General features: G+C 59.9%; 18 protein-coding genes. 7 read left to right on the top strand and 11 right to left on the bottom strand.

The genetic code is table 11. The annotated features are described in order from the left end of the window. Nucleotides 1-80 precede the first annotated feature (80 nt). The 8 genes from GRB96_RS08695 to GRB96_RS08660 form a co-directional block, all read right to left on the bottom strand. Nucleotides 81-1,754 carry a WD40/YVTN/BNR-like repeat-containing protein gene (locus GRB96_RS08695; RefSeq protein ID WP_161431773.1) on the bottom strand — a complete coding sequence of 558 codons (1,674 nt, stop codon included), beginning with the start codon at nt 1,752-1,754 and terminating at the stop codon, nt 81-83. Between the two features lie 234 nt (nt 1,755-1,988). Then, complete coding sequence (locus tag GRB96_RS08690; RefSeq protein ID WP_161431772.1) at nt 1,989-3,122, bottom strand: P-loop NTPase; 1,134 nt, start codon at nt 3,120-3,122, stop codon at nt 1,989-1,991. 13 nt (nt 3,123-3,135) lie between these two features. Further along, nucleotides 3,136-3,933: an ethylbenzene dehydrogenase-related protein gene (locus GRB96_RS08685; protein ID WP_161431771.1), complete on the bottom strand. Its 798-nt coding sequence runs from the start codon at nt 3,931-3,933 to the stop codon at nt 3,136-3,138. 65 nt (nt 3,934-3,998) lie between these two features. Further along, nucleotides 3,999-4,742, bottom strand: a complete 744-nt coding sequence (locus tag GRB96_RS08680; RefSeq protein WP_161431770.1) for a molecular chaperone TorD family protein — start codon at nt 4,740-4,742, stop codon at nt 3,999-4,001. 14 nt (nt 4,743-4,756) lie between these two features. Beyond that, the gene (gene clrB / locus GRB96_RS08675) at nt 4,757-5,737 is read right to left on the bottom strand and encodes a chlorate reductase subunit beta (protein WP_161431769.1); all 981 of its coding nucleotides are present in this window, start codon (nt 5,735-5,737) and stop codon (nt 4,757-4,759) included. Between the two features lie 12 nt (nt 5,738-5,749). Next, nucleotides 5,750-8,515, bottom strand: coding sequence for a chlorate reductase subunit alpha (gene clrA / locus GRB96_RS08670; protein ID WP_161431768.1), 2,766 nt, complete (start codon nt 8,513-8,515; stop codon nt 5,750-5,752). An 89-nt stretch (nt 8,516-8,604) separates the two neighbouring features. Further along, nucleotides 8,605-8,928: a c-type cytochrome gene (locus tag GRB96_RS08665; protein ID WP_205743510.1), complete on the bottom strand. Its 324-nt coding sequence runs from the start codon at nt 8,926-8,928 to the stop codon at nt 8,605-8,607. Nucleotides 8,929-10,200: 1,272 nt separating this feature from the next. Further along, nucleotides 10,201-10,404, bottom strand: coding sequence for a helix-turn-helix transcriptional regulator (locus tag GRB96_RS08660; RefSeq protein WP_023005340.1), 204 nt, complete (start codon nt 10,402-10,404; stop codon nt 10,201-10,203). A 465-nt stretch (nt 10,405-10,869) separates the two neighbouring features. Here GRB96_RS08660 and GRB96_RS08655 point away from each other — a divergent pair, with 465 nt between their 5' ends. The 6 genes from GRB96_RS08655 (at nt 10,870) to GRB96_RS08630 (ending at nt 15,849) form a co-directional block, all read left to right on the top strand. Further along, nucleotides 10,870-11,628: an amino acid ABC transporter substrate-binding protein gene (locus GRB96_RS08655; protein ID WP_161431767.1), complete on the top strand. Its 759-nt coding sequence runs from the start codon at nt 10,870-10,872 to the stop codon at nt 11,626-11,628. A 17-nt stretch (nt 11,629-11,645) separates the two neighbouring features. Further along, nucleotides 11,646-12,320, top strand: coding sequence for an amino acid ABC transporter permease (locus GRB96_RS08650; protein WP_161431766.1), 675 nt, complete (start codon nt 11,646-11,648; stop codon nt 12,318-12,320). Further along, nucleotides 12,317-13,078 carry an amino acid ABC transporter ATP-binding protein gene (locus tag GRB96_RS08645; protein ID WP_023005337.1) on the top strand — a complete coding sequence of 254 codons (762 nt, stop codon included), beginning with the start codon at nt 12,317-12,319 and terminating at the stop codon, nt 13,076-13,078. Before GRB96_RS08650 ends, GRB96_RS08645 begins: the two co-directional genes overlap by 4 nt. Before the next feature lie 523 nt (nt 13,079-13,601). Next, the gene (locus GRB96_RS08640) at nt 13,602-13,802 is read left to right on the top strand and encodes a hypothetical protein (protein ID WP_023005336.1); all 201 of its coding nucleotides are present in this window, start codon (nt 13,602-13,604) and stop codon (nt 13,800-13,802) included. Next, the gene (locus GRB96_RS08635; protein ID WP_023005335.1) at nt 13,799-14,353 is read left to right on the top strand and encodes a hypothetical protein; all 555 of its coding nucleotides are present in this window, start codon (nt 13,799-13,801) and stop codon (nt 14,351-14,353) included. The genes GRB96_RS08640 and GRB96_RS08635 overlap by 4 nt, the downstream gene beginning before the upstream one ends. Beyond that, entirely contained in the window at nt 14,350-15,849 is a 1,500-nt protein-coding gene (locus GRB96_RS08630) for a DEAD/DEAH box helicase (RefSeq protein ID WP_031217856.1), read from the top strand. Before GRB96_RS08635 ends, GRB96_RS08630 begins: the two co-directional genes overlap by 4 nt. Before the next feature lie 135 nt (nt 15,850-15,984). On the opposite strand, the gene GRB96_RS08625 is transcribed toward GRB96_RS08630, so the two are convergent. After that, nucleotides 15,985-16,164, bottom strand: a complete 180-nt coding sequence (locus GRB96_RS08625; RefSeq protein ID WP_161431765.1) for a helix-turn-helix transcriptional regulator — start codon at nt 16,162-16,164, stop codon at nt 15,985-15,987. Nucleotides 16,165-16,342: 178 nt separating this feature from the next. Continuing rightward, entirely contained in the window at nt 16,343-17,404 is a 1,062-nt protein-coding gene (locus GRB96_RS08620; RefSeq protein WP_161431764.1) for a plasmid recombination protein, read from the bottom strand. A 651-nt stretch (nt 17,405-18,055) separates the two neighbouring features. Between GRB96_RS08620 and GRB96_RS08615 the strand changes: the two genes are divergently transcribed. Continuing rightward, nucleotides 18,056-18,589: a hypothetical protein gene (locus GRB96_RS08615; RefSeq protein WP_161431763.1), complete on the top strand. Its 534-nt coding sequence runs from the start codon at nt 18,056-18,058 to the stop codon at nt 18,587-18,589. 107 nt (nt 18,590-18,696) lie between these two features. On the opposite strand, the gene GRB96_RS08610 is transcribed toward GRB96_RS08615, so the two are convergent. Next, the gene (locus GRB96_RS08610; protein ID WP_420841783.1) at nt 18,697-19,404 is read right to left on the bottom strand and encodes a tyrosine-type recombinase/integrase; all 708 of its coding nucleotides are present in this window, start codon (nt 19,402-19,404) and stop codon (nt 18,697-18,699) included. Nucleotides 19,405-19,481: the final 77 nt, after the last annotated feature.

Raw genomic sequence — 19,481 nt, 5'->3', positions numbered from 1 at the left:
GTTGTCACCAGCCCCACTGGCCTTTTGGCAGGCGGCCTTACTTCACCACGACGGGCTGCTTGAGCGTGAGTCAGGAGTGTTCAGTGCATTCGGCGGAGGATAGTGCCGCGATCGCCCACCGCATAGACACGGCCATCGCGGGTGGTACAGACACCACGCAGTCCGACGTCACTGCCGCTGGGTTCCGTTACCCACTGACCATCCTCCAAATGGAGAATCCGGCCGCGAGTGCCCACCGCGTAGGTACCGGCGACCTTGGAGCCTGAGAGGTCCAGCAGATCGTCACGCAGTCGTGTCGGCTGAAGCTGCCAACGTTGTCCATCGAAATGTGCCAGTGTGCCTGAAAGGCCCACTGCGTAGATATCATCCAGCGCCGGGCCCCAGACGCCATACAGGAAGCTTTCCGTTCCGACGTTGAACTCTGCCCACTCCTTGCCGTTGTAGCGCAGCACCAGACCGAAATCGCCCACTGCCAGCAGGTGCTGGTCATCCCAGCCCCAAAGGCTATAGAGCGCCGAATGAGTACCACTGGACATGCGTTTCCAGCCCAGACCGTCAAAGTGCAGGATCAGCCCCTCGTCGCCGACCGCGTAAACCGAGTTGGGCCCGGAGCCCCACATGGCGAGGATCGTCAAGTCCAGGTGCAGGTCGAAATGCAGCTGCCAGCGGCTGCCATCGAAGCGATAGATGCGTCCGAGCTGACCGGCGGCAAACAGTCCATTGCCACTCTCCCAGATGCAGTGAACCGCGAGTTCGCTGGGCGCAGGCAGTGCTCGCCAGCTGTCCCCCTCAAGGCACAATACAGTGCCGGCCTCCCCACAGGCATAGCAGGTGCCGTCGCTGGCTTCGTGGATTCCCCACAGCTGTCGATCGGTGGGTACGGCCATGCTCTCCCAGCGGCTCTTCTCCGGAGCCGCGGGCGGCGGGGCCAGGGCGGCAGTGAAATCCGGGGCCGCGGTCATGATGGTGGCGAAATCACCGACCGCCAGGGCCTCACCGGTAGGCAGCGTCACGATATCCATCAGGTCGTGGTGGCTGTTGCTCTCCAGGCGGACCAGGCTTAACTCCTTCAGATAATAGAGATGTCCCTGGTCGCCAACGATCAGCACGCCGTCCTTGTAGCTTTTCAATGCGCGCAGACGGGGCATTGGTGTCGAGAATGTCAGCGGCTGGAAGCTGCCTTGCCGATAGTGCACAAGCTCGCCGCGAAAGCCGCCCTGATCGACGAAGTAACGTCCACCGCCAAGCAGCAGCTCATCGTCATCAAGCAGCAGCATTGCCTGGAAACCGGAACTCAAGGGGCAATCGAGGGCTTCCCAGTGCCCGCTGGTACTGCGCCGAAGCACTGTACCCTCGCCACCTGCGGCGTAGACGGTGCCATTGCCAGCGCAGGCCACGGCACGCAGGTTGATACGCGTAGGACTAGCCTCCGTGACCCAGTCGTTGCCGTCGAAATGCAGGATCATGCCATCATCGCCCACCGCCCAGGCGAGACCGTCCGCGTTGCCGTCAATGGCGAACAGCGGGGTGTTCTCGGCACAGGCGGCGAAACGCCCGTCCTCGTCCACGATGCCGCCGCGCCGCTGGTGCCATTCGCTGCCGTCGAAATGCAATACGCAACCCATCCAGCCGACGGCGATCAACTGGTCGGAGCGGGGACCCCAGAGACTGTGCAGGGGCAGGTTGGTGGGCACGCTCATGCGTTGCCACTGGTGGCCAGCACCGTCAGGGGCGCCGGTGTAGCGCAGGATCATGCCCTCATCCCCCACAACGAACACGTCACCATCACGCGCCCAGCCTGACCAGAGCACATCGCCATCTCCGGCGCCGATCTCTGGCACCCGGCGCCAGGGGGCGCGTTGAGGCGTCTGGGAGTTGGCACCGTTAACCAGCTGACGAAAGAAGCGGCGACGGTCAGCGTTGGCGGCTTGTGTCATGGTGTGGCGTCCTCAAAGGTGAAAGAGATAACTGGGCGCAGGGGGCGGACGCTAGCCGGAACTATCGTCCTGGCCGGCGGGAGGTTGCGGTTGGTGACCGAACAGCGCTGCCAGCTCCGAACGTACGCTTTCGCGCTGTTCGGCAGGCACGGCGGCGAGCGCCTCCTCGATTTCGGCGGACTGGGTTGCCTCCTGGCCCATGGCGCGCAGCGAGTCCGCGGCGGCGGCAGCGAACCCCACCCGCGCATGGGCAATGCACGCATCCACCGCCGGTGCGAAGGCACGCGCTTCCGCACTCTGGGGGGCGTCCAGCACGATGGGGCGTCCGGCATCGGAACCGCTGGCAAGGGTGGGAGAGAGGGGGATCTGGGCCAGGGAACTGACGCCAACCTCGTTCAATGCCGCGGCCAGGTGATCGCGAGGGAAAAGATGAAATTCCCCGCCGCAGTGGGGGCAGGTGACACCGGCCATATTCTCCACCACACCGAGCAGCGGCATGCCGCGCTCCTGGCAGAAGCGTACTGCCTTGAGGCTGTCCATCAGTGCCACTTCTTGTGGAGTGGTTGCCAGCAGGGCTGCCACATCATGACCTTCGAGTAGATCGGCGAGAGTAATCAGCTCGTTGCCGGTCCCGGGTGGCATGTCGATCACCAGGAAGTCCAACGGGCCCCAGTCGAACGAGCCGATCAGGTGATGCATGAAGTCGTGCTTGTAGGCATCGCGCCACACGATGGGGGTGTCATCACTTTCCATCATGAAAGCCAGGGAACCGACCAGGATGGGGTAGTCGAGACCCGTGGCGGTGAAGGCCCGAGGGCCAAGTCCGCGCTCATCGAGGCGGACTCGCTCCCCGACGAAGCCGAAGAAACGGCTCTGGTTGGGACCATGGATGTCGGCATCCGCCACGCCCACCCGGTAGCCGCGCTCCGCGAGCCCGGCTGCCAGGTTGGAGGAGATGGTGCTCTTGCCGACTCCCCCCTTGTTGGCCATCACCATGATGATCTGGCCGATCTGTGCCAGGCGGGATTCCAGGAGCTGTTTCTCGTGATGCCCTTTCTCCAGGCGGCAGCTCGATTCTTCGGGGCAGAACTGACAGGCATGTCCCCGGCCACACTCCTCGGGAGCCAGAGCCAGCGGGTCGCGCTTGGGCTTAGGGTCTCGAGGGGAGAAGTGGGAAACTGACATTGCTGTGGCCTCCTCAGCTGCTGGACTCGTCGTCAACGCCGGTATCCAGCATGATCCAGGTGTGGGTGACGCGCTTGTTGCCGTCACGCTCATTGTCGCTACCCTGCCACACGGCGAAAGCGACCGGTACTTGGGCTTGATCGAAGCTCACCTCGTGCTCGCCTTCGCTCGCCAGGGGGCGGGACATGACCACTCGCCACTCGCTGTCCTGCGCAACGCTCTCCGGGTAGTAAGAGCCGATTCCCGTGACGTTCTGCGCATCGAGTGATGACGTGCTGCCGTAGCCGCCGGCGGCAAGGTTCTCGACTTGCTGCTCGTCATCGGCACGCCAGTACCAGATATTGACCGGCTTTTCCGGACCTGACCCCATCATGTAGGAGGTGTCGGCACCGTTCAGCGCATACTGAATGGCGACGCCATCGCGGAAACTATCCACGGTGGTGGCGCTATCCTGGCTAGCATCCTTCCAGTGCATACGGACATAGAAACGCTCGCTGGTACGGGCAACCTGAAAATAGAGGTGCTTGCTGCGCTCAGCGCCCTCGTCGAAGCGTAGCTTGACCGACGGGTGTACCGGCGGAGCGGGGAACAGTTCGGTGCGATAGGTCGGCAGGCGGTCCCAGATGATATCGTCGGGGTCATCCTGGGTACGCAGGTAGATGTTGTCGGGCAGGCGGGCCACCTCAACGCTGTCGCCCGGCTTTATTTCGGTGACGTTGGGGTTGATCTCGGCAGGATCCGCCCAGGCTACGGCAGCCGTGAACGCCATGGCACATGCCACGGTGCCGTGCAGAATGAATCGCTTTGTCATGGCAAATCTCCTCGCAAGGGACGACAGGTCGTGTGGCGGTGTCGCATGGACCTGTCCAGCGCTGCTCAATCCCACATCGGGCCGGAATCGATATCGGAATGGGTACCGGCGGCGCGGGGTGGTGGGCACGGGCCTACCTGTGACGCCAGTGCTGCCTGCTGGGCTCTCGTCCAGTCCGGCAGTGTTTCGATCAGGCGAGCCAGGGTCGGGTCGAGGCCGTGCTCTCTGGCGTCGTCGAAGCATTCCCGTATGGCGCCCAGCAGCGGGGCCAGGTAGCGAGCAATGAAATCGCGTTGGGCTCGCCGGTAGGGTGAGGCATCGCGGTGGTTCGCCAGTGCCTGGCCCTCCAGGTGGCAGAGCAGGGCGCAAAACTCGAGCATGGCCACCAGGTGGTCGGGCTCCTCGGCATGGCCCTCATCGCCACGCGCCGCCTGGAGGCCGAAGTGGCGGTAGAAGGCCTGCACATTGAGCAGGTAGTTGCCCGGCGTCTGTCCGTTCAGGAGGCTATGGTAGGCGCTGGCAACCAGTGGCACGCGTGGTTTGCCGCGCGGCCCATGCATGAAGGTCGCGGTATAGCCAACCTGCAACGCGGTGAGATCCGGGCTTGATGGCAACACCGGCCACTGTTCGCCAGTGAGCAACTGCCAGGCAGGGGCCAGCGCGGCACGAAAGCGTCCATCCTCCAGCGCCTGCTGGGTCTCGGTCAGCGGGTAGCCGAACAGCGCGGCAGCCAGTCGGTAGACTGTCTCCGCAGCCGCAACGCGATCTTCCTCGACAGGAGATACTGCAGGGGGAGCGGGTGCGCTCATGAAACCTCCCATCGTCAGCTCAACTTGAACATTTCGGCGTGCTTGAAGCCGATCAGGGTGTCCATCAACTCGCTGTCGCCTCCTTCGGCCTTGACCTGGCGCTCACGCTCCAGGGTATCGAGCACCTCACCGGTGCGCGGGCCGAACAGGCTCTCCAGGTACTCCAGCGGAATCCGCTGCTCGTCCAGGGCCCGGCCGTCGGCGGCATACTTCGAGGGCGACATGGGAGGCACATAGAAGACGTTGGGCTGGGTTCCCCACTCGGCATGGAGGGGCAGTGCCACCTTGTACTTCTCCACCAGCAGGTGAATCGGACCCTGCTCATCGTCGCGATAGCCGATCCAGCGAATCCGGCCTACACACTGCTGGGCACAGGCGGTCGGCAGCCCCTTCTCGATGCGCGGATAGCAGAAGATGCATTTTTCGGACTTGGAGATCTGCTCGTTGAAGTAAACCTTCTTGTAGGGGCAGGCGTTGACACAATAGCGATACCCGCGGCAGCGCTCCTGGTCGACCAGCACGATGCCATCTTCCTGGCGCTTGTAGATAGCGTTGCGCGAGCAGGCTGCCAGACAGGCCGGGTTGTCGCAGTGGTTACACAGGCGAGGCAGATAGAAATAGTAGCTGTTGGGGTAGTCACCTTCCCCTTGGTCCTCGTCCCAGTTGGCCCCCCAGGTAGGCTTGACGTGAGGGCGAAGCCACGGGTCGGTACCGGTCATCAAGGCTTCCTGGTAGTTGTACTCCCAGGGAATGCCGTAATCCTCCTGGCTGGGCTGGCGCCCCAGGCGCAGGGCGCCGTCGGCATCGAAGCCCCCACCCATGTTCTGGTAGTCGCGGGGATAGCCCAGCCCCGGCTGGGACTCCACGTTGTTCCAGTACATGAACTCGCGGCCGTTGCGGTTGGTCCACATCAGCTTGCAGGCGGCGGTACAGGTGTGACAGCCGATACACTTGTTCAGGTCCAGCACCATGCTGAGTTGGCGTTTGACAGCCATGGCAATCTCCTCTTAAACGGCCCGCGGTTCGGCGATGTCTTCGGCCTTGGCCAACTCGATGTCGAAGCTCGACTCATGCAGCAACTGGTTGGCGTTCCACAAGGCGTACTTGAAGCCCAGGTGCCCCCAGCCGCCTACCAGCTCCAGGGGCTGCAGGAAGGTCGCCATGGAGTTGTTCATGGGCTTGCGGTGAATGTACTGATGCGGCTCCCAGCCATGCTCCATCATGATCGAGTGGGCCGGAATGCTGGGATAGAACTTCGCCTGGGCAAAGAACTCGCCTGTGGAGTTGAAGAGCCTTACCCGGTCGCCATCCTTGATGCCCCGCTCCTTGGCCAGCTTGGGGTTGATGTAGATGTTCGGCTCCCCCCGCTGCAGCCGCAGCATGTACTTATTGCTGCGCCAGTTGGAGTGAATCCCCCAGCGAGCATGGGGAGAATAGAAGTGCAGCGGGTATTTGGATGCCTCGGGTCCCGCATACAAACGCGCCGTGGGCACGCTCGACTTGAGCTGCATGAAGCGTGGGTGATCGCAGTAGAAGGTAAGGCGCCCGGTCAACGTCTCGTAGGGCTTCTTGCCTTCGGTCTGTGCCACGAAGGGGTTATAGGGCTCATCCTTGGGCAGCGGCTGGTTGATGCCGGCATGCTCGTTCATCACGATGAAGCCGCGCTCTGCTGCCTCCTCCAGAGTGATATCGCCGAACTCGGGAGAGTTCTCCACGATGTAGCGCGCCACATCGAGGTCAGTATTGAATTTGCCGTTGCGTGTGAAATCATCGTGGATGGTATGCAGGTCCCGGGTGACATCCCCGTCCTGAATGGGGCCGATGTCTCGAGCGATGGCACGCTCCTGAATCTTCTTGGTGAGCAGTGCCATGATGTCCCAGTCCGGCTTGGACTCGCCCACCGGTGGAACCGACTGGGTAAAGATATTGCAGAAGCGGTGGTAGCCCTGGGTACGCAGATCCCAAGCCTCATAGTGGCTGGCCGCCGGCAGCACGTAGTCTGCCCATTCGGCGGTGGAGTCCATGCGCACGTTGATATTGACGTAAAGCTCGCTGGCCTGACGCAGGTGCTCATCACGGTAGCGGTTGGCAAACTTGTTGCGGCGGAAGGTGTTGTCGGCGATGGAGATCATGCCCTTGATCTCGCCGTAGTAGGGCATCCACCCCTCGTCGATGGATTCCTGGATCATGCTGTCCAGGTCATCGAGGTCGAAACCGACCCGCTCCTTGAGCTTGGCGTTGTCGAAGTGTTCGCGTGCTCCCTCCATCATGCCGCCACGCAGGAACTCGCCCAGGCCGCCCGGCTCATAGCGGGCCGACTTCTTGCCCTCGAAGGTAGCCAGTTCCGTCCAGCGGGGATGGTTCCAAGACACCCAGGAGGTATCCAGGCCGCCCGTGCGGCCGCCGTGACCGGTAAGGGCCAGCGCCAGTGCATAGCTCCAGCAGGTATAGAGGCAGTTGGAGTAGCTGGAGGTGACATAGCCCAGCATCACGATGGCCTTGCGCGCCTTGGCCAGATGGCGAGCCTCCTGGCGCACGACATCGGGATGGATGTTGGTGGTCTCGAAAGTGGCTTCAGGCGTGAATCTGGCTGCCTCGCGCTTGACCTGCTCGAACACTGTGGTGACGGCGATACCCTCGACTTCGAATTCCCCTTCGATGGCAGGGTCAACGCCCTCGAGTGCCAGGGTCTTGTCATCGCTGCCCATGGAGCCCTTGGCCTTCACCGCCTGGCCGCTGTTGAGGTCCCAGTGGTAGAAGACCTCGTCGCTACCTCCTTCGACCAGGTCGGCTTCGCGCAGCAACTTGCCATTGTCCAGGCGTACCAGCATCGGGAGGTCGGACTGCTCCTTCATGAAGGCAGGCTGGTAGAGCTCCTCCTCAATGATGACGTTGACCATCGTCATTGCCAGGAAGGGGTCTGTGCCCTGATTGATAGGCATCCACAGGTCGGTATGGATCGCACTGGGGTTATAGTCCGGTGCCGTGCTGGTGATGCGTGCCCCGTTGTACTTCGCCTCCCAGACGTAGTGGGCATCGGGGATGCGGGTGGCGTTGGGATTGATCATTCCCAGCAGGATGTAGTCGGCATCGAACCAGGCGTCTGAGGTAAAACTCTCCAGAGGCGTGCCGTAGGTCAGGTGGGCGCCGGTAAGAAGGTCGCCCACCACGGTAAACCCATCCAGCTGGATGCCACCTACCAGCGACGCGAAGCGCTGTGGACCGGCCTGACGCACCATCGTCTGGTTACCCGAACCCTGGTGGGTCTTGAGCTTACCGGGGCCATACTTCTCGAAGATGTCGATAATCTTGTCGGCGATCTCCTCGGTGGCCTGGTCCCAGGAGATACGCTGCCACTTGCCTTCGCCACGCTCGCCCGCGCGCTTGAGCGGATAGCGCAAGCGGTCGGCTTCGTACATGGCGGTAGAGTGAATCGCCCCCTTCTGACAGCCGCGCGGGTTGGCATCGGGGACGTTGGGGTTCACCTGCGGGTACTTGGCGATCTGTTCCTCACGAATGACGATACCGTCCTTCACATAGACGTTCCAGGCGCAGTTTCCCATGCAGTTGATGCAGTGAGCGGCATGACCGACGCTGTCCCAGGTCCATTCGTTGCGGTACAGATCTTCCCAGCCGCGGTAGGGATACTCACTGGCCAGGGTATCGCCGACGGGCTCCAGGCGGTTGAGTGCCCAAACATTACCGCTGAGCATGGCGCCGGTGCCTGTCAGTCCCAACCCCTTCAGGAAATCGCGACGCTTAAGCTTCCACATCCCCATAACACTCTCCTCATCCACGGCCTGTGCCAACGGACTATCCCGCCTGACCGAGCCGCTCTCTGTTTACTGCCAGGGTTCAATCATCACTGTTGGCTATAGTAGGCCGCGATATCGGAAATATCCTGATCGCTCAGGTTGGTCGCTTGGGGCGTCATCACGGCCGACATGCCGCCGCTTCTCTGGCCGTCCCGGTAGGCCTTGAGGGACGACTCGAGGTAGGTGGCTGACTGGCCGGAAAGATTTGGATAGATGTCGGCTGTGGCCTTGCCATCTTCACCATGACAGGCCACACAGGTAGCAATCTTGTCTGCTCCGGCCTCGGCACTACCCTGGGCACTGGCCAGGCCCGTTACCGCCATGCCACCCAACAGCAGCGCCGCCATGGACGCCTTGGTCCACTGATTCATCATCTGCCCCCTTCACGGTGCCGAAAAGCATTTCTATAGAATGAAAATTAACAAGCTGCCTAAGCAGTTGAGGTGAAGTTAAGCAGACACGACGAAAGTTGGGTAGGCAGTATAGGGGTAAGAAACGGTTATCTTGATGCGCGTCAATTTCAACCGACAGGGCAGTACCAGCTGTCTTTGATCGGGAGGTGGGCTGCTTGGGCTGCTTGGGCTGCTGGCCAGAGAAGGGGGAATCCTGATGCTGGATTTTATCGCTCTGGAATGCATGTCTTGGCCAAGCTGACCTGTAAGATCTCCGCGCCGGAGCCCTCCTCCCCGGGCATAGGTGCTATTGCTGTCGGCTTGGCCATCCTCCACCCACAGGGGCTTTCACCTCAACGGCGCGGGAGCCGAACTGCGTCATAGATTCAGCACGGTGTGGCAAGGAGGGTATGTGGTTCAAACGTGGTCTATTCCCAACGTGATGCGGAATAGATCACGTTGGAACCATACTGCGTTGTTGAATCAACACGGTATGGCAGAGAGGATCTCTGGTTCAAACGTTGTCTATTCCCAACGTGATCCGGATTAGGTCACGTTGGAGGCATGCTGCATTCCAGGCTACGTAGCCCTGTTCTGCGCGCGCCGGCCATCCTCCCGTCCGCGGGGGGCTTTCACCTCAACGGCGCGGGAGCCGAACTACGTCGTAGATTCAACACGGTGTGGCAGAGAGGTATGTGGATCAGACGTGGTCTATTTCCAACGTGATGCGGATTAGATCACGTTGGAGCCATACTGCGTTGTAGAATCAACACGGTATGGCAGAGAGGGTCTCTGGTTCAAACGTCGTCTATTCCCAACGTGATGTGGATTAGATCATGTTAGAGATACTGATGGCCCAGAAGCCTGTGATGTCTTGTGGCAAGAATCACTGAAACAATTCCAAGGTGTAAAGCTTGCCATGGCGGTGTGGCTGGCTGTGGATAGCAACTCTTTGGGCACAATTCGAGCAATGGGCACCATTGCGCGAACGGCTACTGGTGAGTCATAGCTTTTTATCCCTTTTTACGCAAAAATTGATAACTCCATAAGCTGTTGTAATTTATGATATTTTTGAGATTCATGAGGGGTGGGTTTTGTGAGCTGAAGTAGGGGAGTATCCCTGGATACCTTAGCACGCTAATTGAAATGTTCAGATTGTAGTTGCTTCCGACGTATTGGTGTTGATGGCAGCAGGTGGAAGGGAAGGCACCATCAGTAAAGTCCGGTGCCTTCCCCAGACGGGTTAGCTATTTATGAAGCTGCTTTCCTGTCGCGCTCTTTGATTTTTTCATTGATCCAGTCCTCGATCTCCTCCTCTATCCAGGCTACCGAACGCGGACCGATCTGAACCGGCTGGGGAAAATGGCCGTCGGTGATAAGGCGGTGCAGGGTGGTGTTGCTGATTGCGCAACGCTCCAGAACCTCATGGCGACGCAGGAAAATCCAATGACTCATTTTCAACCTCCTTGGAATGCATTTTCGATGCTGCATCCCTAATACAGGGGTCAATTTGCGTGGATTTGCGATGGCAGCGGCAATTTTTTCATTCGCCTTCCGTTATCCGCCGAGGCCTTCATCGAGTGGGTGCTGATCGACGGGCCTGGACAGGCACCGCAGGACACTCCCGACGCGTCGCATCGGTCTGCAAAAGGACTACATTAAGCCTATCCCCCATTGGCTGAGCTGCCTGAAGCTCGACCGGGTGACTGGACCTGGCAGGGCTATCGCAGATGGAAGCATCGCTTACGGCTTTCCCGGCACCAAGGCTCAGAGCGCCGGCACGCGAGGACCGGCAGAGACAGCAGCTCAAATAACCAAAGGCTATTGTAAAAACGCCTTCTTATTCTTTAATGTGTATCCAGCAGCGACACAGACGTCGCGATCCCTTCCCTGACTTCAGCAGATATACAGGAGCTACCCATGCTCAAGCGCTTAGCCCTTACCGCCATGGCCGCAGGCCTGATGACCACTGGTGGCCTGACCCAGGCCGATGAGCACACCATCAAGGTCGGCATGTCTGGCGGCTACTTCCCCTTCACCTTCGTTGAGCAGGACAAGCTTCAGGGCTTCGAGGTCGACGTGATGGAGGCAGTGGCCGAGGAGATGGATAGCGAGGTCGAGTTCGTCACGGCAAACTTCTCGGGGCTATTTGGCATGCTCGAGTCCGGCCGGATCGATACCATCGCCAACCAGATCACCATCACCGAAGAACGCACCGCGAAGTACGTCTTTACCGAGCCCTACGTCTACGACGGCGCCCAGGTTGTGGTCCGGGAAGGTAACGAGGAGATCCAGAGCGTCGAGGACCTGAAAGGCAAGACAGTCGCCGTCAACCTCGGCTCCAACTACGAGGAGCTGCTGCGCGAACTGCCCTACGCCGACGAGATAGACATCCGCACCTACGAGAGCAACATCGAACAGGATACCGCCCTGGGACGTGTCGACGCTTTCGTCATGGACCGGGTGAGTGCCAGCCAGGTCATCAAGGAGAAACCGCTGCCCCTGGCACTGGCCGGCCAGCCCTTCTCCGAGATCCGCAACGCCCTGCCTTTCCGTGACACCGAAGAGGACCGAGCCTTGCGTGACCGGGTGAACGCGGCCCTGACCAGCCTGCGTGAATCGGGTGAGCTCGCGGCCATCTCGGAAGAGTGGTTCGGCACCGACATCACTCGCCGCTGAGGCACTGAGCCGCTTCCATGCAAGTACTCGACGTCGACTACATGCTGGGGCTGGTGCCCATCCTGCTGCGCTACCTGCCGCTGACCCTGCAGATGGCTGCCGTGGGGATGGCGCTGGCGCTGGTGCTGGCCTGCGGCCTGGCAGTGATCCGCGTGCTGCGCATCCCGGGCCTCAACGCCGCCACCCTGCTGTTCATCTCCTTCTTCCGCGGCACACCACTGCTGGTGCAGCTGTTCCTGTTCTACTACGGCTTGCCCCAGCTGCTGGCCTTCCTGACCCAGATCAACGGCATTACCGCCACCATCATGGGCTTGACCCTGCACTTCTCGGCCTACATGGCGGAATCGATCCGCGCCGCCATCGTGGGGGTCGACCGCAGCCAGACGGAGGCGGCCCTCTCCATCGGCATGACCAATGGCCAGCTGATGCTTCGCATTGTGCTGCCCCAGGCCACGCGCGTGGCGGTGCCCACGCTGATGAACTACTTCATCGACATGATCAAGGCGACCTCCCTGGCCTTCACCCTGGGGGTCACCGAGCTGATGGGCGCCACCCAGAAGGAGGTCGCCGGTAGCTTCCTCTACTTTGAGGCCTTCATCACGGTGGCGATTTTCTACTGGGTCATCGTCGAGCTGCTGGCCTGGTTCCAGCGGCGCCTGGAAATCCGACTCAACGAGGCGTATCGCCGATGATCAAGGTAACGGGACTCGTCAAGCGCTTCGGAGGAACCGCCGTGCTCGACGGCATCGATCTGGCCATCGAGCAGGGCGAGATCATCGTTGTCATTGGCCCCTCGGGGACCGGCAAGTCCACACTGCTGCGCTGCTTGAACTTCCTCGAGCGCCCGGATGCCGGACGGCTGACCATCGGCGATCTGGACGTGGACGTCACCCGGGCCAGCCGTGCTGACATCCTGACCGCCCGGCGGCGCACGGCCTTCGTTTTCCAGAACTACGCGTTGTTCGCCAACAAGACGGCGCTGGAGAACATCGCCGAGGGACTAATCGTGGTCAATCGCTGGCCGAAGGAGAAGGCACATGCGCGGGCCAGGGAGATCCTGGAGCGCATCGGCCTGGCCGACAAGGCCGATGCTTACCCCGCCTCCCTGTCAGGTGGACAGCAGCAGCGAGTCGGCATCGGCCGTGCCATGGCGGCCCAGGCCGAGGTGATCCTGTTCGACGAACCGACTTCCTCGCTGGATCCGGAATGGGTCGAGGAGGTTCTGAACCTGATGAAGCAGCTGGCGCGCGAACGCCAGACCATGCTGGTCGTCACTCACGAGATGAGCTTCGCCCGGGACGTCGCGGACCGGGTAATCTTCATGGAGGGGGGGCGAATCGTCGAACAGGGGCCCCCCGACCAGCTCTTCAGCTCACCACAGGATCCCCGGACACGAGATTTCCTGCACAAGGTTCTGGCAACCCAGGTAACAATCGACACCCCGACCTGAGCCGAATGCCTGCCAGGGCTATCGCAGTTGAGCGAACTGGCGATTGAGGTTCAGCAAGTAGTCGTCATTCCAGCCTGTCTGCTTTCGCTTACCTTTCATTGCCCTTTGGAAGGCTCTAACTTGGCCACGCTGAACGCCAGTCGGCGCAGCATGGCTATGTTTTCAAGACCATGATCTCGGCGGTGGCGACTCGGGTCTTCCTGCATGGTGACGTCAAGCGCCCAGTGGAGGTGACTCTCTACTGCGATAGCCTTGGACTGGGTTTACAGAACCGCATCGGCGAGGTACTTTGAAGTTGCTGGGGCCATATGCCCAGCCGACCTTGGCCGGTCGAAATACCAAAGGCGCACCAGCGCCCATGTTGACGGCGTTTTTTTGTGCTCGTCAGTTATGGCGGCTGTGCGTGGGAACCCTTCGGGGTTGCCGGTTTCCTTTGGTGCCGGTCGGCCAACCTGCGTGCAGTCGCCTCCATTCGTTGTTTGGTCGCAACCGGGGGTGACTCTGAACCAAAGGAGTCATGCCAATGACAACTCGTCTTTCCCGTCTGAGGTCACTTAGTGCTGCCTCACGCGCGGCGGCCCATCGCGCCATGGCGCGCGCCGCCCTCTTCTCCGACAGCAGCCTGCGTGTGCGCTATCAGCGCTATGAACACCACATGCACAAGGCCCGCCAGCTTGAGTCCATTGTCGCGTCCGCGGCGCAGGACCAGGGGGTGGTGTCATGAGCCGTCGATCGATTCATCCCCTGGCCGCTGCGCCGCTACGTGCCTTGCTGCAGCAGAAGGCCGTTGGTGGTGAAACCTTCACGCAGTGTGGGCTTCGCGATGAGTTGTGTGCCCACCCCGAGCTGTCCGACTTCGGCCTGCAAACGCTGCGCTATTACGTGCGCGGGCAGGTGGCACGGTATGAACAGCTCGGTTGGGTGGAGCGAGTAGGAAAGGTTGGTGCGCGTCGTGTTTTGTACCAGGCGACGCCGGCATTTCCCGCTGATTCCGACCAGGATGACTCTGACACGACTGGAGAGGGCGATGGACATGCCCATGGCGAGTTGGATCTCAGGCTAGAGCAGGACTGTGAAGCGCTGCGTGAGCAGATGGAAGCGAGTGACCACCGCCTGCAGGCGTTCCGGGAGATCGCTGCGAAATATCCAAACGCACGCAGTGACGTCGCCCCGCTATTTGATCAGGAGAAAGCTCAGGCGAGGGCTCTTAGCGAGAAGCTAAGGGCCTATGCCGAGGTGCGACAGCGGCTGGCTCAGGCAGGAGGTGATAAATGAAGCTCCCTGATACTTCGCCATCTACTCCCTCTCTACACTATCCTCCGCTGCGTGAGTGGCAGCAGCGCTGTGTGGACAAGGCCATGCAGCAGCTGTCACCCACGCGGCCGCATTTCCTGTGCCAGGCGACGCCAGGGGCTGGCAAGATGCTGATGTCCGCGGTGCTAGCCGGCCTGCTGCTGGAACGGGGAGATGTCGACTTCGTTCTCTACCTGGGGCCGAGCCGAGACGTAGTGAGCCGTGCCGAGCAGACACTGTCCGAGGTGACGGGACTGGCCATGGACGGTCAGTTGGGCGCTCGGGGTGGTTGCTACACCTATCAGTCGCTGCGTTCACGCCTGCAGACGCTGCAGCAGTTGGGTAGACAGTTCCGGGTGCTGCTGATCTGGGATGAGAGCCATCATGCCGGGCGATTGCCCGGAACCCAGAAGGGGGCGAATGAATGGGGCCAGGCGCTGTTGCTCCTGGAGCGCAACATGGCCCTGACTCTGGCCCTGTCGGGGACACCTTGGCGTACCGATGGCAGCTGCCTGCCGCTATTGCGGTACCTGGACTTGCCGCAGGGTACCCAGGAGAGTGAGAGCGGTGAGGCGGCGCTACAGCAGCGTCTGGTACCGGATTTCGTATACACCCTGCAACAAGCAGTACGCGATGGGGTGTGTCGCCTGCCGCTGATCCAACTGGTGGACAATCGGCGCATCTCGCTCACCGTGACCGATCCACGGAGCAGGAAGCCGAAGAAGCAGAAACAGTTCACCAGCATTCCGCGTCTGCTTCGGGGCGCGCGGGTAGGCTATGGGGACTTGCTACGCCATGAGGCTCCCATGGCGTACGTGCTCGAGCGGGGTATCGCCAGACTGTCGGAGTTGCGTCGCATACAGCCGGCAGCGGGAGGGCTGGTGGTGGCGTCAGACATCGAACATGCCGAGGACATTGCCGAGTGGTTGGGCGACCGAGGCGAGGATGCGTGTCTGGTGACCAGCCAGACTCCCCATGCTCATAGCAGACTGCAGGCATTTCGCGAGTCCGCTCAGGCTTGGGTCGTGTCGGTGGGGATGATCAGTGAGGGTGTCGACATTCCGCGACTGCGTGTGTGCTGCTACCTGAGCCATGTGCGTACCGAGCAGCACTTTCGCCAGGTGCTCGGGCGCATCATCCGCCGCATGGGGGAGCAGGATCCAGACTGCCACCTGGTGGTGATCAATGAACCAATTCTGCGGCGCTATGCACACCGGATCGCGGATGACCTGCCGGAGGAAAAAGCCGTGGTGTCGGTAGTCCCAACTGAAGCGGACGGACGAGGATCAAGTAGCAGCAGCTCGACGGGTGAGCAGGAAGCGGCAGAAGAGCCCGGGGAGGCCCGAGATTCTGTACCCGATACTGCCGGTGTTGCCTTCGGTAGCGCAGCCTCGGCATCGACAACTGCCGCGCGCTGGGAGCAGGATATGGCCTTCTCCCGGCGTTTCATCGCACATATAGCGACGCTTAAGCTGTAATTGCGCCTTTCCGTCTCATGGGAGGCAGCCCCCTTCTCCCAGCTTGTGAAGGAGAAGGGGGCTGCCCTCGGGCCATGCGAGGGCAGTATCCCTATGTTGCCGTTGGTTTTGATCCTGAATGGCTGGAGGCAGGGATTATCGGTTTCTCCGCTTTTCCTCCATCCACGCATCCACCTCGTGCTCTACCCAGGCCACACAACGTTCTGAAACCAGGATGGGACGTGGGAATTTTCCTTCCTTGATTTGCCGGTACAGCGAGCTCTGGCTGATGCCGCAACGTTGGAGAACGACGGATTTACGAATGAGCTGGGTCATGGGACCTCCTGATTTTGGTGAGTTTTGGTCTCACCTCTAATACAGGGGTCAATTTCGGGAATTTGCGGCGACAGCACCAAAAAAACGCGCACCGCGTGGTGGGGCGATGCGCTCTGGTGGGCGCCTTGATGCCTGCCTGATGGGCGGGCCGTAGGGTCAGCCCCAGGCCATGGGGCATCTATCTCTCAGGCGGGTTGTTCCTCTTGAGGCGCCTGCCCGCCTTGAGCCGGTCGAGTGTCGGTGTGCCCTTGCCTCCCTCAGGGGAGCTCCCGGATTTACCAGGGGTGGTCTCGGTATGGCGAGTATCGCTGGCGCCAGCGGCAGGGGAGGGACTACCTGATGAACTTTCATGAAACTTCCTGAGATCTTCCAAGACAGATCTCGTCGGCCGATGAGTTGTGTTGTCGGTATCTTTACTTCGCTCGGCAAGCATGTTGTCGATAATACCTCCGCAGCACTCCTCTGATGCGCCAGAGCGCTCCGCAAATAAGCGAATGATTTGCTCTTCTGTGAGATCCCCAATCCGCTGGCGCTGCTGGAGTGCCGCTTCAATCATGCGGCGGACTGTCCTGATGTAGAAAGGGGACCTCTCAATCATGCCGGGGGTGATCGATGAATGGTGATCGGCGTCTGATGAGTTACTCTCTTTGGCAACGGGCAACCCCATAATAGAGCCATCACTATTTGGCTCTCCGGGAGGTAGGCGATTAGCCGCGGCGACTGCGCGACTTGGAATGCGACGGCGGCGCTCTTCTTTTGGCTTCTCAAGTTCATCGCAGTATCGATTACCGATCTCGCGAAAGAACGAGCGACGCATGTTTTCCTTCTCGGGAAGCGATGGGTTGGTAACCTTGCCCATCTTCCACTCCCTGCGAGAGAGCATTTCACGCCCCGGGGTAAACCACAGGTGCAAGTGGGGGTACTTCTCGTCCAGGTGGAGGACACAGTAGTTGAGGCGCATCCCCACTTTCTCGAGATAGTCCTTAAACCAGTCGATGCACTCTTGGCGGAAGCGGCTGATTGTCTCCCTGGGCGTGTCTTTCGTTTCACTGGGGAGACTCGCAATAACAGTGCCTAGCGCTGGCGCATCACGGCGGATCTTTCGCTCAACGATCTTCCCTCCTTGGGTATTCATCAGATCCACCGAGTTAGTCATGGTCGTTTCAATCCACGCCTGGTACTCCCTGATCGAGTTCCACTCGGCATCGACGGGGGTGACCTCGATCGAGGGGGCGTCCACGTGCCGGGAGTGACTCGGCTCACGCCTTCCTTCGGCGAGTACCGAGGCAGGGTGCCCTTCTTGCTGGCTGGCCCACGGGGGTATCCCTGGAGGCGGATGAACTGGTAGGTGGGCATGGCCCCTCCTGTGGCTGTCGTGATGGGTACCATCCTACCACCCCGGGAGGGCCTTTTGGGGAGGTAACCCCTCACGCACGAGGTAAACCCGCATGGGAGGTAAACTCTTTAGAATGGAAGTACCTAGGTAACCCTGCGAAAAGTACCTCTGGACGGGCTGTGATCCTGAGTTCAAGCAATAAGCGCAGCACCTGCGGTATCCAGGTCTCCTGAGTACTTCCCCATGAACACTTGTACTGGTGTCCGATAGCTGAGCCGCATTCGGTCGCGCTGGCTCGTTTCACGTCTCACTGGGCTATCTCACGTCTCAGTGGCTTGTCTCACGTCTCTATGGGGCGTCACGCATCTCAGTCCCTTGTCTCAAATGTCTGTCTCGCGTCTCACTGGGCCGTCTTGCTTCTCAGTGGTCTGTCTCATGTCTCAGTGTCTTGTCTCGCGTCTCGCGTCTCGCGTCTCAGTGGCCTGGTGGCGAGCCCTGATCCAATCTGTGGCTTCTCATGTGATATGGTTTGAGTATGGGATTTCGGAGGTGGCCATGAGTGAGTCGGGATCAGAAAGCTTAGTTGAAAAGTTATCAAAGCAATATGGGGAAACGGCTATGCGTAGGCCCTCGCCTCCTCCAGCAAAATTGTCAAAAGCTCGGGACTTACTCGCTGGCAGGGAGGAAGAGGTGCTTAATGCTGTGGATTTGTTTGGGATTAGAAAGGTTGTCGAAGTTCTCTCAGAGGAAGGCATTATCCTTTCTCGCGCCACCCTTTGTAGGATCTGCAACGAAATTCGTAACAATGGGTTTGTTAGGACAAGGGGTTGGAATAATCCACCTGTGTGCGTAGAGGGCTATGACGCCCAGCCTCAGAGTGAAGGAGATTCCGCGGACAAAGAGAGGTCGCATAATCATCGTGAAGGACCATCTGAAAAAAAGGAGGTAGGCTGCGGTGTGGAGGTTCTCGGCGCTAAAAACCCTAGAGCAACAATTACTGAAGTCGAAAATAATAAAGGTAAGTCTCGAGAAGAAATTAGTCGCAGTATACTGAAGAAAATTATGGATGACTCTTTTGGGAGGGTTTGATCAAAGTTGCCGAAACTAAAGTGGTGGATTATTATTGTTCTTTGCTGGAAGTCGGTTTCTTTGTCAATTTCAGGGCGTGTTAACCTTTTGGCAGGTTTTTATTATAATTAATAATTAATTTTTTGGCGTAGACCATCTAAATAGTTGGCCCATGACTGAAGCATCTCTCGGCGTTGCTCCAAATATTGGGTACGATTATAGGCGCGACCATTGGGGTCTCTTACAGTATGCGCCAGCTGTTGTTCAATATAGTTTTCCGGGTAACCGAGCCTCTCCGCAAGGATGGTTCTAGCCATTGCGCGAAAGCCATGAACTGTCATTTGACCTTTGAATCCCATACGATCAAGAGCCGCTTTCATCGCAACATTGCTCATGGGGCGCTTATTACTGCGTGCACCGGGGAAGACGAACTCTGACCTGCCTGTAAGGCCATGAAGATCGCGCAGGATGTCCACGGCCTGCGTGGGTAGAGGCACGATCAGTGGCTGATCAGTTTTGCTGGCTACGAAGGACCATGTCGCATTCTCAAGGTCAATGTCAGCCCATTTTGCGTGGCGGAGCTCGCCGGGGCGCGTGAAAACCAGCGGGGCGAGTTTCAAAGCGGCAATGGTGACGGGCTCCCCTCCGTAGCCATCGATGGCCCGAAGCAGCTCTGCGACATCCTCGGGCTCAGTGATTGCGGCGTAGTGTTTGGTCTTGTTAGGCCGTAGAGCACCGCGGAGGTCCGGAGTGGGGTCGCGCTCGGCACGCCCTGTGGAAATGCCGTAGCGAAACACTTGCCCGCAAAGAGCCTTCACGCGATGGGCAGTTTCTATGGTTCATCGCATTTTGCCGGGAAACGCGGCACGGATCTTCAGGAAGAAGTATTCCGTGTCGCGGTACCCATAGGCCA

Origin of the sequence: Halomonas alimentaria, from assembly GCF_009902005.1 — a bacterium.
Lineage (GTDB): Bacteria > Pseudomonadota > Gammaproteobacteria > Pseudomonadales > Halomonadaceae > Halomonas > Halomonas alimentaria.
Note: the sequence above shows the minus strand (reverse complement) of the source record. Positions and strands in the feature narration are given on the sequence as shown.

What these genes read in the sequence shown, in the direction of transcription:
- GRB96_RS08665 (WP_205743510.1), bottom strand. Translation starts at nt 8,928, where the DNA reads ATGAATCAGTGGACCAAGGCGTCCATGGCGGCGCTGCTGTTGGGTGGC.
- GRB96_RS08655 (WP_161431767.1), top strand. Translation starts at nt 10,870, where the DNA reads ATGCTCAAGCGCTTAGCCCTTACCGCCATGGCCGCAGGCCTGATGACC.
- clrA (WP_161431768.1), bottom strand. Translation starts at nt 8,515, where the DNA reads ATGTGGAAGCTTAAGCGTCGCGATTTCCTGAAGGGGTTGGGACTGACA.
- GRB96_RS08615 (WP_161431763.1), top strand. Translation starts at nt 18,056, where the DNA reads ATGAGTGAGTCGGGATCAGAAAGCTTAGTTGAAAAGTTATCAAAGCAA.
- GRB96_RS08680 (WP_161431770.1), bottom strand. Translation starts at nt 4,742, where the DNA reads ATGAGCGCACCCGCTCCCCCTGCAGTATCTCCTGTCGAGGAAGATCGC.
- GRB96_RS08630 (WP_031217856.1), top strand. Translation starts at nt 14,350, where the DNA reads ATGAAGCTCCCTGATACTTCGCCATCTACTCCCTCTCTACACTATCCT.
- GRB96_RS08635 (WP_023005335.1), top strand. Translation starts at nt 13,799, where the DNA reads ATGAGCCGTCGATCGATTCATCCCCTGGCCGCTGCGCCGCTACGTGCC.
- GRB96_RS08625 (WP_161431765.1), bottom strand. Translation starts at nt 16,164, where the DNA reads ATGACCCAGCTCATTCGTAAATCCGTCGTTCTCCAACGTTGCGGCATC.
- GRB96_RS08660 (WP_023005340.1), bottom strand. Translation starts at nt 10,404, where the DNA reads ATGAGTCATTGGATTTTCCTGCGTCGCCATGAGGTTCTGGAGCGTTGC.
- GRB96_RS08695 (WP_161431773.1), bottom strand. Translation starts at nt 1,754, where the DNA reads ATGATCCTGCGCTACACCGGCGCCCCTGACGGTGCTGGCCACCAGTGG.
- GRB96_RS08690 (WP_161431772.1), bottom strand. Translation starts at nt 3,122, where the DNA reads ATGTCAGTTTCCCACTTCTCCCCTCGAGACCCTAAGCCCAAGCGCGAC.
- GRB96_RS08640 (WP_023005336.1), top strand. Translation starts at nt 13,602, where the DNA reads ATGACAACTCGTCTTTCCCGTCTGAGGTCACTTAGTGCTGCCTCACGC.
- GRB96_RS08650 (WP_161431766.1), top strand. Translation starts at nt 11,646, where the DNA reads ATGCAAGTACTCGACGTCGACTACATGCTGGGGCTGGTGCCCATCCTG.
- GRB96_RS08685 (WP_161431771.1), bottom strand. Translation starts at nt 3,933, where the DNA reads ATGACAAAGCGATTCATTCTGCACGGCACCGTGGCATGTGCCATGGCG.
- GRB96_RS08645 (WP_023005337.1), top strand. Translation starts at nt 12,317, where the DNA reads ATGATCAAGGTAACGGGACTCGTCAAGCGCTTCGGAGGAACCGCCGTG.
- clrB (WP_161431769.1), bottom strand. Translation starts at nt 5,737, where the DNA reads ATGGCTGTCAAACGCCAACTCAGCATGGTGCTGGACCTGAACAAGTGT.